The sequence below is a fragment of the Mycobacterium colombiense genome (assembly GCF_001665835.1).
GTDB classification, from domain to species: domain Bacteria; phylum Actinomycetota; class Actinomycetes; order Mycobacteriales; family Mycobacteriaceae; genus Mycobacterium; species Mycobacterium colombiense_A.
This window is the reverse complement of the sequence record NZ_LZSX01000089.1, coordinates 134369-147969: the sequence shown is the minus strand read 5'-3', so window position 1 is coordinate 147969 and position 13601 is coordinate 134369. Positions and strand designations below refer to the sequence as shown.

Genomic DNA, 13601 nt, shown 5'->3' with positions numbered 1-13601 from the left:
CGTATGTCGACTTTCATCGGCCAGTTGGTGGGCTTTGCAGCCATCGTGTTCCTGGTGGTGCGCTATGTCGTGCCGCCAGTGCGCCGATTGATGACCGCGCGGCAGGACGCCGTGCGCCAGCAGCTAAAAGATGCTGCGACGGCAAGTGATCGGCTGACCGAGTCGACCACGGCGCACAGCAAGGCCGTGGAGGCCGCCAAGACAGAGGCCGAACGGGTCGTCGCCGAGGCCCAGACCGACGCGGGCCGCATCGTCGAGCAGTTGCGGGCCCAGGCTGGTGTCGAGTCCGAACGCATCAACGTACAGGGCAGCCGCCAGGTCGACCTGTTGCGCACCCAGTTGAGCCGGCAGCTCCGTTTGGAACTCGGCCACGAAGCGGTGCGTCAGGCGGGTCAGTTGGTCCGCAACTACGTCGCCGACGCAGAACAGCAGTCGGCCACCGTCGACCGGTTCCTCGACGAGCTCGACGAGATGGCGCCCGCGGCGGCCGACGTCCAGTACCCGTTGATGACCAAGATGCGCTCTTCAAGTCGCGTCGCGCTGGGTAACCTGTCGGACAAGTTCAACACCATAGCCAAAGACCTTGACAGCAAGGGACTTTCGGCTCTCTCGACTGAACTGGTGACGGTCGCTCAGATGCTGGACCGCGAGATCGTGGTCACGCGGTATCTCACCGTTCCCGCCGAGGATGCCGCCCCCAGGGTCCGGTTGATCGAGCGGCTGGTCTCCGGCAAGGTCGGCGACGCCACGCTCGAGGTGCTGCGCTCGGCGGTCTCGGAGCGGTGGTCGGCCAACTCCGACCTCGTCGACGCCATCGAACACGTCTCTCGGCAGGCGTTGCTCGAAGTCGCCGAACGTGAGGACAAAGTCGACGAGGTCGAAGAACAGCTGTTCCGGTTCTCCCGCATCCTCGACGCGCAGCCGCAACTTTCCATTCTGCTGGGCGACTACGCGGTTCCCGTCGAGGGCCGAGTCGCGTTGTTGCGCAAGGTGCTTGACAGCGCAAGTGGCAAGGTCCAGCCCATCGTGGCTGCGCTCCTGACCCAGACGGTTGAACTGCTCAGAGGCCAGCCGGCCGAGGACGCTGTTCAGTTCCTGACGGAAGTCGCCGTGGCGCGCCGCGGCGAGATCGTCGCCGTGGTCAGTGCGGCGGCCGAACTCAGCGATGGTCAGCGGTCGCGTCTCACCGACGTGCTCGGCCGCATCTACGGCCACGCGGTGGCGGTGCAGCTGCAGATCGATGCCGAACTACTGGGCGGCCTGCTCATCTCCGTGGCCGATGAGGTGATCGACGGGACGCTCGCTTCTCGCCTTGCCGCGGCCGAGGCTCAATTGCCCGACTGACACCAACCATTCATCCCAATCGCACGCGAACCAAGATCAAGTAGGAAGACGAAAAGCCATGGCCGAGTTGACAATCTCCGCTGATGACATCCAGAGCGCCATCGAGGAGTACGTAGGCTCTTTCACGTCCGACACCTCCCGCGAAGAGGTCGGTACCGTCGTCGACGCTGGGGACGGCATTGCGCATGTCGAAGGCCTGCCCTCGGTCATGACGCAGGAACTGCTCGAGTTCCCCGGCGGCGTCCTCGGCGTCGCACTCAACCTCGACGAGCACAGCGTCGGCACGGTGATCCTGGGTGACTTCGAAAAGATCGAAGAGGGTCAACAGGTCAAGCGCACCGGCGAAGTCCTGTCGGTTCCCGTCGGCGACGGGTTCCTGGGGCGCGTCGTCAATCCGCTCGGCCAGCCGATCGACGGCCGCGGCGACATCGAGACCGATATCCGTCGCGCACTGGAGATTCAGGCGCCGTCGGTGGTGAATCGGCAGAGCGTGAGCGAGCCGCTGCAGACCGGTATCAAGGCCATCGACGCGATGACCCCGATCGGTCGCGGCCAGCGGCAGTTGATCATCGGCGACCGCAAGACCGGCAAGACCGCCGTATGCGTGGACACCATCCTCAATCAGCGGGAGAACTGGGAGAGCGGCGACGAGCGCAAGCAGGTGCGCTGCGTCTACGTGGCTATCGGACAGAAGGGCACCACGATCGCGTCGGTCCGGCGCGCCCTGGACGAGGGCGGCGCGATGGACTACACCACCATCGTCGCGGCTCCGGCATCCGACTCCGCGGGGTTCAAATGGCTTGCGCCGTACACGGGTTCGGCGATCGCCCAGCACTGGATGTACGAGGGCAAGCACGTGCTGATCGTCTTCGACGACCTGAGCAAGCAGGCCGAGGCGTACCGGGCGATCTCGCTGCTGCTGCGCCGCCCGCCGGGTCGCGAGGCGTATCCCGGCGACGTGTTCTACCTGCACTCGCGCCTGTTGGAGCGTTGCGCCAAACTGTCCGACGAACTCGGTGGTGGCTCGCTGACCGGGTTGCCGATCATCGAGACCAAGGCCAACGACATCTCCGCCTACATTCCGACCAACGTCATCTCGATCACCGACGGGCAGTGTTTCCTGGAGTCCGACCTGTTCAACCAGGGTGTGCGGCCCGCCATCAACGTCGGTGTGTCGGTGTCCCGTGTGGGTGGTGCGGCGCAGATCAAGGCGATGAAGGAAGTCGCCGGCTCGTTGCGTCTGGACCTTTCGCAATATCGCGAACTGGAGTCGTTCGCGGCCTTCGCCTCGGACCTGGACGCGACATCCAAGGCGCAGCTGGAGCGCGGTGAACGCCTGGTCGAGCTGCTCAAGCAGCCGCAATACCAGCCCATGCCGGTTGAGGAACAGGTGGTTTCGATCTTCCTGGGCACCGGCGGTCACCTGGACTCGGTGCCCGTGGAGGACGTCCGGCGTTTCGAGACCGAGCTGCTCGACCACATGCGGGCTTCGGAAGAGAAGTTCTTGAGCGGGGTCCGCGACAGCGGAAAGCTCTCGGAAGAGGGCGAAAACCAGCTCACCGAGATCATCAACAACTTCAAGAAGGGCTTCGCAGCCACCGGCGGTGGATCGGTCGTGCCTGACGAGCACGTCGAAGCCCTGAACGAAGAGGATCTGGAGAAAGAGTCCGTACCGGTCAAGAAGGACAAGCCGAAAGACAAGAAGGAATCCAAGGATTCCAAGGCCTCCGGCAAGGACAAGAAGTAACTACCGATGGCAGCCACACTTCGCGAATTACGCGGCCGGATTCGTTCGGCCGGGTCGATCAAGAAGATCACCAAGGCCCAGGAGATGATCGCGACCTCGCGCATCGGCAAGGCGCAGGCCCGGTTGGAATCCGCGCGGCCATACGCATTCCAGATCACCTCGATGCTCACCACGCTGTCCTCCGAAGCCGCCTTGGACCACCCATTGCTGGTCGAACGAGACGAGCCGAAGCGGGCCGGCGTCCTGGTGGTGTCCTCAGACCGTGGTTTGTGCGGCGCGTACAACTCGAGCATCTTCCGTCGCTCCGAGGAACTGTTCTCCCTGCTGAGGGGGGAAGGCAAGGCGCCGGTTGTCTACACGGTAGGCCGAAAGGCGTTGAACTACTTCAAGTTCCGCAACTGGGACATCACGGAGTCGTGGACGGGCTTCTCCGAACAACCGTCATATGAAAACGCCGCGGAGATCGCGTCCACCCTGGTCGAGACCTTCATGGCCGGCGCGGGTGACGACGAGTCGCAGGACGGCCGGGGCGTCGACGAGCTGCACATCGTCTACTCGGAGTTCAAGTCGATGATGTCGCAGGCCGCGGTTGCCCACCGCATTGCTCCGCTGGTCATGGAATACGTCGAGGACACCGACGAACTCCACACCCTGTACTCGTTCGAGCCGGACGCGACAACGCTTTTCGAGGCACTGCTGCCGCGGTATGTGACGACCCGGGTTTACGCGGCGCTGCTCGAATCGGCGGCATCGGAGCTCGCGTCGCGGCAGCGAGCGATGAAGTCGGCGACCGACAACGCCGACGACCTGATCAAAGAGCTCACGCTGATGGCGAACCGCGAGCGGCAGGCTCAGATCACCCAAGAGATCAGCGAAATCGTCGGCGGCGCAAACGCGCTGGCCGACGCTAAGTAGCACACGAGGAAGAAGAAAATGACTGCTACTGACGAAAAGACCACCAAATCCGAGACCAGCGGCCGCGTGGTGCGAATCACCGGCCCGGTTGTCGACGTCGAGTTCCCGCGCGGGTCCGTGCCGGAATTGTTCAACGCGCTCAACGCCGAGATCACGTTCGAGGAACTCAAGAAGACCCTGACGCTCGAGGTCGCACAGCACCTCGGCGACAACCTCGTGCGCACCATCTCGCTGCAGCCGACCGACGGTCTGGTGCGTGGTGTCGAGGTGACGGACAGTGGCAAGCCGATCTCGGTGCCGGTCGGCCAAGAGGTCAAGGGCCACGTCTTCAACGCGCTGGGCGACTGCTTGGACAAGCCCGGTTACGGAGAAGAGTTCGAGCACTGGTCGATTCACCGCAAGCCGCCGCCGTTCGAGGAACTCGAGCCCCGCACCGAGATGCTCGAGACGGGCCTGAAGGTCGTCGACCTGCTCACCCCGTACGTGCGTGGTGGCAAGATCGCGCTGTTCGGCGGTGCCGGCGTGGGCAAGACGGTGTTGATCCAGGAGATGATCAACCGTATTGCTCGAAACTTCGGTGGCACTTCGGTTTTCGCCGGCGTCGGTGAGCGCACCCGTGAGGGCAACGACCTGTGGGTCGAGCTCAAGGAAGCCGACGTGCTCAAGGACACCGCGCTGGTCTTCGGTCAGATGGACGAGCCGCCCGGCACCCGTATGCGGGTGGCCCTGTCCGCGCTGACCATGGCCGAGTGGTTCCGTGACGAGGCCGGCCAGGACGTGCTGTTGTTCATCGACAACATCTTCCGGTTCACCCAGGCCGGATCCGAGGTGTCGACCCTGCTCGGTCGTATGCCGTCGGCCGTGGGCTACCAGCCCACCCTGGCCGACGAGATGGGCGAGCTGCAGGAGCGCATCACCTCGACGCGAGGCAAGTCAATTACGTCCATGCAGGCCGTGTACGTGCCCGCCGACGACTACACCGACCCGGCGCCGGCGACGACGTTCGCCCACCTCGACGCCACCACCGAGCTGTCGCGAAACGTGTTCTCCAAGGGCATCTTCCCCGCGGTGGACCCGCTGGCATCAAGCTCGACGATCCTCGACCCGAGCGTCGTCGGTGACGAGCACTACCGGGTGGCGCAGGAAGTCATCCGAATCCTGCAGCGGTACAAGGACCTGCAGGACATCATCGCGATCCTCGGTATCGACGAGTTGTCCGAAGAGGACAAGCAGCTCGTTCAGCGTGCACGACGGATCGAGCGATTCCTGTCGCAGAACATGATGGCGGCCGAGCAGTTCACCGGTCAGCCGGGCTCGACGGTTCCGCTGAAGGAGACCATCGAGGCGTTCGACCGCCTGACCAAGGGCGATTTCGACCACGTCCCGGAGCAGGCGTTCTTCTTGATCGGTGGCCTCGACGACCTGGCGAAGAAGGCCGAAGGCTTTGGCGCCAAACTGGAATCCTGAGGCGTGAGCGAACAGGCTCTGAAAGGCTCGTGGCATGGCTGAATTGAACGTTGAGATAGTCGCCGTCGACCGCAAGATCTGGTCGGGTGAAGCAACGTTTCTGTTCACCCGCACCACCGTCGGTGAGATCGGCATCATGCCGCGGCACATCCCGCTGGTGGGGCAGTTGGTCGACGACGCAATGGTGCGCGTCGAACGAGAGGGCGAAGACGATCTGCGGATCGCGGTCGACGGCGGATTCCTGTCCGTCACCGAGGAATCGGTGACGATCCTCGCCGAATCCGCCGAGTTCGAGTCGGAGATCGACGAGAGCGCCGCCAGAGAGGCTGCTGAGTCTGACGATCCGCGTATCGCCGCCAAAGGGCGCGCGAGATTGCGCGCCGTCGGCGCGATCGACTAACCGCCGATGAGCGCGCCCATGATCGGCATGGTCGTGCTCGTCGTCGTGCTGGCGAGCGCCGTCATCGGGCTGAGTTATCGGCTGTGGAAGCTGCGCCAGGGCGGCACGGCCGGGATCATGCGAGACATTCCCGCGGTTGGAGGCCACGGCTGGCGGCACGGCGTAATCCGTTACCACGGCGGTGAAGCCGCGTTCTACCGGCTCTCCAGTCTGCGACTGTGGCCGGACCGGCGGCTGAGCCGGCGGGGCGTGGAGATCGTGTCCCGCCGCGCGCCGCGCGGTGATGAGTTCGACATCATGACCGACGAGATCGTCGTCATCGAGCTGCGCGATACGACCCAGGACCGCAGGTCCGGCTACGAGATCGCCTTCGACAAGGGCGCATTGACCGCCTTCCTGTCCTGGCTGGAGTCGCGTCCGTCGCCCCGTTCCCGTCGCCGCAGCCTGTAGGCGCACAGGGCTGCCGGCCGACTACGCGCCGGCGTTCTCGCCGCCGGGTTTCCACAGCACGTCGCCCTCGGGGTTGGCCACGCGCGACAGGATGAACAGCAGATCCGACAGGCGGTTCAGGTATTTCGCCGGCAGGGGGTTGACCTGTCCGGGCGCGGCGTCGATGGCCGCCCACGCCGATCGCTCGGCTCGACGTACCACGGTGCGGGCGACGTGCAGCAGCGCCGACAACGGCGAACCACCGGGCAGCACAAACGAATTCAGCTTCGGCAGTGGTTCGTTATATGTGTCACACCACTTTTCGAGTCGATCGATGTAGGGCTGGGTGACCCGCAGCGGGGGATATTCGGGGTTTTCCACCACGGGAGTCGACAGATCCGCGCCGGCATCGAACAAATCGTTCTGGATCTGCCGCAGCACACCCGTGAGCTTCTCGTCCGGCTGGCCCACGGCGACGGCCACGCCGATCGCCGAGTTGGCCTCGTCACAATCGGCGTAGGCCACCAGGCGAGGGTCGTTCTTGGATACCCGCGAGAAGTCACTTAATCCCGTGGTGCCGTCATCACCGGTTCGTGTATAGATGCGAGTCAGGTGTACAGCCATGAGCAAACCGTACTCGGGTGTGGGTTAGCCGACTGACAAGCCGATAGCGCTTCACTAGACTGACCCGGGTGGCTGAGCGATTCGTGGTGACCGGCGGCAACCGGTTGTCAGGCGAAGTCGCAGTAGGGGGCGCAAAGAACAGCGTGCTCAAGCTGATGGCGGCGACGCTGTTGGCCGAAGGCACCAGCACCATCACCAACTGCCCCGACATCCTGGACGTGCCGCTGATGGCGGAGGTGCTGCGCGGCCTGGGCGCAACCGTCGAACTGGACGGCGACGTCGCGCGAATCACCTCTCCCGATGAGCCCAAGTACGACGCCGACTTCGCCGCGGTGCGACAGTTCCGCGCGTCGGTGTGCGTGCTGGGACCGCTGGTCGGCCGATGCAAGCGCGCGCGCGTCGCGCTGCCGGGCGGCGATGCGATCGGCTCGCGCCCGCTGGACATGCATCAGGCCGGCCTGCGCCAACTCGGTGCGCAGTGCAATATCGAGCACGGATGCGTGGTGGCACAGGCCGATACGTTGCGCGGGGCGGAGATTCAGCTGGAGTTCCCTTCGGTGGGAGCCACCGAGAACATCCTGATGGCCGCGGTCGTGGCCGAGGGCGTGACCACCATCCACAATGCGGCGCGCGAGCCCGACGTCGTGGATCTGTGCACGATGCTGAACCAGATGGGCGCGCAGATCGAGGGCGCGGGTTCGCCGACGATGACCATCACCGGCGTCCCGAAGCTGCACCCGACCGAGCACCGCGTCATCGGGGATCGCATCGTCGCCGCCACCTGGGGTATCGCCGCCGCGATAACCCGCGGAGACATCACGGTGACGGGCGTCGACCCGGCGCACCTGCAGGTGGTGCTGCACAAGTTGCACGACGCCGGCGCCACCGTCACCCAGACCGACGACAGCTTCCGGGTGGCGCAGTACGAACGCCCGAAGGCGGTCAACGTGGCGACCCTGCCGTTCCCCGGATTCCCGACGGACCTGCAGCCGATGGCGATCGCGCTGGCCTCGATCGCCGACGGCACGTCGATGATCACCGAGAACGTATTCGAGGCGCGCTTCCGATTCGTTGAAGAAATGATCCGCCTAGGCGCCGACGCCCGCACCGACGGGCACCACGCCGTCGTTCGGGGGTTGCCGCAATTGTCGAGTGCACCGGTGTGGTGTTCGGATATTCGGGCCGGCGCCGGGCTGGTGTTGGCCGGGCTCGTCGCCGACGGAGACACCGAGGTCCACGACGTCTTCCACATCGATCGCGGCTACCCGTTGTTCGTGGAAAACCTGGCGATTTTGGGAGCGGAGATCGAACGGGTACAGTAACCAAAGTCAGTGCCCCACAAGCGCGATCACCAACGCGAAGGTGGACGAGAGCGGGGCCTTGACTCCCTTGCTGGATTGGTACTAGCCTGGCACGGCTGCTCCCGACACGGTCTCTAGAAAGATCAAAATTGGGAGTTGACTTACCTGCCGGATCTGTATTAAGCTGGCAGGGTTGCCCCAAAACGGGCGAAACAAGTGTTGTTTGAGAACTCAATAGTGTGTTTGGTCTTTTTATTTTGTTGTTGTTTTTTTGGCCATACTAAAACACTCCCCGTGTGTCGGTATGGCCGTATTTTATGATGCCAGTTTTTGGTGTCTTTTTGTTAGGTCAGATTTTCTCTGATTTGAATTCACCTCGTTCTGCGAGGAGTTTTTGTTTGGAGAGTTTGATCCTGGCTCAGGACGAACGCTGGCGGCGTGCTTAACACATGCAAGTCGAACGGAAAGGCCTCTTCGGAGGTACTCGAGTGGCGAACGGGTGAGTAACACGTGGGCAATCTGCCCTGCACTTCGGGATAAGCCTGGGAAACTGGGTCTAATACCGGATAGGACCTTTAGACGCATGTCTTTTGGTGGAAAGCTTTTGCGGTGTGGGATGGGCCCGCGGCCTATCAGCTTGTTGGTGGGGTGATGGCCTACCAAGGCGACGACGGGTAGCCGGCCTGAGAGGGTGTCCGGCCACACTGGGACTGAGATACGGCCCAGACTCCTACGGGAGGCAGCAGTGGGGAATATTGCACAATGGGCGCAAGCCTGATGCAGCGACGCCGCGTGGGGGATGACGGCCTTCGGGTTGTAAACCTCTTTCACCATCGACGAAGGTTCGGGTTTTCTCGGATTGACGGTAGGTGGAGAAGAAGCACCGGCCAACTACGTGCCAGCAGCCGCGGTAATACGTAGGGTGCGAGCGTTGTCCGGAATTACTGGGCGTAAAGAGCTCGTAGGTGGTTTGTCGCGTTGTTCGTGAAATCTCACGGCTTAACTGTGAGCGTGCGGGCGATACGGGCAGACTAGAGTACTGCAGGGGAGACTGGAATTCCTGGTGTAGCGGTGGAATGCGCAGATATCAGGAGGAACACCGGTGGCGAAGGCGGGTCTCTGGGCAGTAACTGACGCTGAGGAGCGAAAGCGTGGGGAGCGAACAGGATTAGATACCCTGGTAGTCCACGCCGTAAACGGTGGGTACTAGGTGTGGGTTTCCTTCCTTGGGATCCGTGCCGTAGCTAACGCATTAAGTACCCCGCCTGGGGAGTACGGCCGCAAGGCTAAAACTCAAAGGAATTGACGGGGGCCCGCACAAGCGGCGGAGCATGTGGATTAATTCGATGCAACGCGAAGAACCTTACCTGGGTTTGACATGCACAGGACGCGTCTAGAGATAGGCGTTCCCTTGTGGCCTGTGTGCAGGTGGTGCATGGCTGTCGTCAGCTCGTGTCGTGAGATGTTGGGTTAAGTCCCGCAACGAGCGCAACCCTTGTCTCATGTTGCCAGCGGGTAATGCCGGGGACTCGTGAGAGACTGCCGGGGTCAACTCGGAGGAAGGTGGGGATGACGTCAAGTCATCATGCCCCTTATGTCCAGGGCTTCACACATGCTACAATGGCCGGTACAAAGGGCTGCGATGCCGCAAGGTTAAGCGAATCCTTTTAAAGCCGGTCTCAGTTCGGATTGGGGTCTGCAACTCGACCCCATGAAGTCGGAGTCGCTAGTAATCGCAGATCAGCAACGCTGCGGTGAATACGTTCCCGGGCCTTGTACACACCGCCCGTCACGTCATGAAAGTCGGTAACACCCGAAGCCAGTGGCCTAACCTTTTGGAGGGAGCTGTCGAAGGTGGGATCGGCGATTGGGACGAAGTCGTAACAAGGTAGCCGTACCGGAAGGTGCGGCTGGATCACCTCCTTTCTAAGGAGCACCACGAAAAGCACTCCAATTGGTGGAGTGCGAGCCGTGAGGGGTTCTCGTCTGTAGTGGACGAAAACCGGGTGCACAACAGCAAATGATTGCCAGACACACTATTGGGCCCTGAGACAACACTCGGTCGAACCGTGTGGAGTCCCTCCATCTTGGTGGTGGGGTGTGGTGTTTGAGTATTGGATAGTGGTTGCGAGCATCTAGATGAACGCGTAGTCCTTTGGGGCTGACGTGTTCATCAAAATGTGTAATTTCTTTTTTGATTCTTGTGTGTAAGTAAGTGTTTAAGGGCGCATGGTGGATGCCTTGGCATCGAGAGCCGATGAAGGACGTGGGAGGCTGCGATATGCCTCGGGGAGCTGTCAACCAAGCATTGATCCGAGGATTTCCGAATGGGGAAACCCAGCACGAGTGATGTCGTGTTACCCGTATCTGAATATATAGGGTGCGGGAGGTAACGCGGGGAAGTGAAACATCTCAGTACCCGTAGGAGAAGAAAACAATTGTGATTCCGTCAGTAGTGGCGAGCGAACGCGGAACAGGCTAAACCGCACGCATGTATAACCGGGTAGGGGTTGTGCGCGCGGTGTTGTGGGATTGATATGTCTCAGCTCTACCTGGCTGAGGGGTAGTCAGAAAGTGTCGTGGTTAGCAGAAGTGGCCTGGGATGGCCTGCCGTAGACGGTGAGAGCCCGGTACGCGAAAACCCGTCACCTACCTTGTATCAACTCCCGAGTAGCAGCGGGCCCGTGGAATCTGCTGTGAATCTGCCGGGACCACCCGGTAAGCCTAAATACTTCTCGATGACCGATAGCGGATTAGTACCGTGAGGGAATGGTGAAAAGTACCCCGGGAGGGGAGTGAAATAGTACCTGAAACCGTGTGCCTACAATCCGTCAAAGCCTCTTCGTGGGGTGATGGCGTGCCTTTTGAAGAATGAGCCTGCGAGTCAGGGACACGTCGCGAGGTTAACCCGTGCGGGGTAGCCGCAGCGAAAGCGAGTCTGAATAGGGCGCATCCCCTTTGGGGTGTAGTGGCGTGTTCTGGACCCGAAGCGGAGTGATCTACCCATGGCCAGGGTGAAGCGCGGGTAAGACCGCGTGGAGGCCCGAACCCACTTAGGTTGAAGACTGAGGGGATGAGCTGTGGGTAGGGGTGAAAGGCCAATCAAACTCCGTGATAGCTGGTTCTCCCCGAAATGCATTTAGGTGCAGCGTTGCGTGGTTCACCACGGAGGTAGAGCTACTGGATGGCCGATGGGCCCTACTAGGTTACTGACGTCAGCCAAACTCCGAATGCCGTGGTGTAAAGCGTGGCAGTGAGACGGCGGGGGATAAGCTCCGTACGTCGAAAGGGAAACAGCCCAGATCGCCGGCTAAGGCCCCTAAGCGTGTGCTAAGTGGAAAAGGATGTGTAGTCGCAGAGACAACCAGGAGGTTGGCTTAGAAGCAGCCACCCTTGAAAGAGTGCGTAATAGCTCACTGGTCAAGTGATTATGCGCCGATAATGTAGCGGGGCTCAAGCACACCGCCGAAGCCGCGGCACATTCACCGTACGGTGGATGTGGGTAGGGGAGCGTCCCTCATTCAGCGAAGCCATTGGGTGACCGGTGGTGGAGGATGGGGGAGTGAGAATGCAGGCATGAGTAGCGATAAGGCAAGTGAGAACCTTGCCCGCCGTAAGACCAAGGGTTCCTGGGCCAGGCCAGTCCGCCCAGGGTGAGTCGGGACCTAAGGCGAGGCCGACAGGCGTAGTCGATGGACAACGGGTTGATATTCCCGTACCCGTGTATAGGCGTCCCTGATGAATCAGCGGTACTAACCACCCAAAACCGGATCGACCATTCCCCTTCGGGGGCATGGAGTTTCGGGGCTGCGTGGGACCTTCGCTGGTAGTAGTCAAGCGATGGGGTGACGCAGGAAGGTAGCCGTACCAGTCAGTGGTAATACTGGGGCAAGCCTGTAGGGAGAGCGATAGGCAAATCCGTCGCTCATTAATCCCGAGAGGTGATGCATAGCCGATTGAGGCGAATTCGGTGATCCTCTGCTGCCAAGAAAAGCCTCTAGCGAGCACATACACGGCCCGTACCCCAAACCAACACAGGTGGTCAGGTAGAGAATACCAAGGCGTACGAGATAACTATGGTTAAGGAACTCGGCAAAATGCCCCCGTAACTTCGGGAGAAGGGGGGCCGGAATACCGTGAACACCCTTGCGGTGGGAGCGGGATTCGGCCGCAGAAACCAGTGGGTAGCGACTGTTTACTAAAAACACAGGTCCGTGCGAAGTCGCAAGACGATGTATACGGACTGACGCCTGCCCGGTGCTGGAAGGTTAAGAGGACCCGTTAACCGTAAGGTGAAGCGGAGAATTTAAGCCCCAGTAAACGGCGGTGGTAACTATAACCATCCTAAGGTAGCGAAATTCCTTGTCGGGTAAGTTCCGACCTGCACGAATGGCGTAACGACTTCCCAACTGTCTCAACCATAGACTCGGCGAAATTGCACTACGAGTAAAGATGCTCGTTACGCGCGGCAGGACGAAAAGACCCCGGGACCTTCACTACAACTTGGTATTGGTGTTCGGTACGGTTTGTGTAGGATAGGTGGGAGACTGTGAAATACAGACGCCAGTTTGTATGGAGTCGTTGTTGAAATACCACTCTGATCGTATTGGACACCTAACGTCGAACCCTTATCGGGTTCACGGACAGTGCCTGGCGGGTAGTTTAACTGGGGCGGTTGCCTCCTAAAATGTAACGGAGGCGCCCAAAGGTTCCCTCAACCTGGACGGCAATCAGGTGTTGAGTGTAAGTGCACAAGGGAGCTTGACTGCGAGACTTACAGGTCAAGCAGGGACGAAAGTCGGGACTAGTGATCCGGCACCTCTGAGTGGAAGGGGTGTCGCTCAACGGATAAAAGGTACCCCGGGGATAACAGGCTGATCTTCCCCAAGAGTCCATATCGACGGGATGGTTTGGCACCTCGATGTCGGCTCGTCGCATCCTGGGGCTGGAGCAGGTCCCAAGGGTTGGGCTGTTCGCCCATTAAAGCGGCACGCGAGCTGGGTTTAGAACGTCGTGAGACAGTTCGGTCTCTATCCGCCGCGCGCGTCAGAAACTTGAGGAAACCTGTCCCTAGTACGAGAGGACCGGGACGGACGAACCTCTGGTATACCAGTTGTCCCACCAGGGGCACGGCTGGATAGCCACGTTCGGACAGGATAACCGCTGAAAGCATCTAAGCGGGAAACCTTCTCCAAGATCAGGTTTCTCACCCTTTTAGAGGGATAAGGCCCCCCGCAGACTACGGGTTCGATAGGTCAGACCTGGAAGCCCAGTAATGGGTGCAGGGAACTGGCACTAACCGGCCGAAAACTTACCAACACACAATCGCAACCACAGTCCAATTCACGGCAGTAATGCCGCGAATGCCACACCC

Annotated in this window: 8 protein-coding genes and 2 rRNA genes; 9 read left to right on the top strand and 1 reads right to left on the bottom strand. The window is 61.1% G+C overall.

Translation table 11 applies throughout. The features are described 5' to 3' along the window. Positions 1-3: 3 nt before the first annotated feature. The 6 genes from A5760_RS22555 to A5760_RS22530 are packed head-to-tail and all read left to right on the top strand — an operon-like array spanning position 4 to position 6323. Complete coding sequence (locus A5760_RS22555; protein WP_064884912.1) at positions 4-1344, top strand: F0F1 ATP synthase subunit B/delta; 1341 nt, start codon at positions 4-6, stop codon at positions 1342-1344. Between the two features lie 58 nt (positions 1345-1402). Beyond that, the gene (atpA, locus tag A5760_RS22550) at positions 1403-3091 is read left to right on the top strand and encodes a F0F1 ATP synthase subunit alpha (RefSeq protein WP_064884910.1); all 1689 of its coding nucleotides are present in this window, start codon (positions 1403-1405) and stop codon (positions 3089-3091) included. Between the two features lie 6 nt (positions 3092-3097). After that, a complete protein-coding gene (locus tag A5760_RS22545) occupies positions 3098-4006 on the top strand; it encodes a F0F1 ATP synthase subunit gamma (RefSeq protein ID WP_064884908.1) in 909 nt (302 codons plus the stop codon). Between the two features lie 18 nt (positions 4007-4024). Continuing rightward, positions 4025-5473, top strand: a complete 1449-nt coding sequence (atpD, locus tag A5760_RS22540) for a F0F1 ATP synthase subunit beta (RefSeq protein ID WP_064884906.1) — start codon at positions 4025-4027, stop codon at positions 5471-5473. Positions 5474-5507: 34 nt separating this feature from the next. Continuing rightward, positions 5508-5873 carry a F0F1 ATP synthase subunit epsilon gene (locus tag A5760_RS22535; protein WP_064884904.1) on the top strand — a complete coding sequence of 122 codons (366 nt, stop codon included), beginning with the start codon at positions 5508-5510 and terminating at the stop codon, positions 5871-5873. Positions 5874-5879: 6 nt separating this feature from the next. Further along, entirely contained in the window at positions 5880-6323 is a 444-nt protein-coding gene (locus tag A5760_RS22530) for a DUF2550 domain-containing protein (RefSeq protein WP_064884902.1), read from the top strand. A 21-nt stretch (positions 6324-6344) separates the two neighbouring features. Here the strand turns inward: A5760_RS22530 and A5760_RS22525 are convergent, their stop codons facing one another. Next, complete coding sequence (locus tag A5760_RS22525) at positions 6345-6926, bottom strand: cob(I)yrinic acid a,c-diamide adenosyltransferase (protein ID WP_064884900.1); 582 nt, start codon at positions 6924-6926, stop codon at positions 6345-6347. A 68-nt stretch (positions 6927-6994) separates the two neighbouring features. On the opposite strand from A5760_RS22525, the gene murA reads away from it, so the two are divergent. The 3 genes from murA (at position 6995) to A5760_RS22510 (ending at position 13546) form a co-directional block, all read left to right on the top strand. Beyond that, complete coding sequence (gene murA, locus A5760_RS22520) at positions 6995-8248, top strand: UDP-N-acetylglucosamine 1-carboxyvinyltransferase (RefSeq protein ID WP_064884898.1); 1254 nt, start codon at positions 6995-6997, stop codon at positions 8246-8248. Between the two features lie 374 nt (positions 8249-8622). Further along, positions 8623-10153, top strand: a 16S ribosomal RNA gene (locus A5760_RS22515). A gap of 283 nt (positions 10154-10436) precedes the next feature. After that, positions 10437-13546 (top strand): 23S ribosomal RNA (locus tag A5760_RS22510). Together the 16S and 23S rRNA genes form the textbook arrangement of a ribosomal RNA operon. Positions 13547-13601 lie beyond the last annotated feature (55 nt).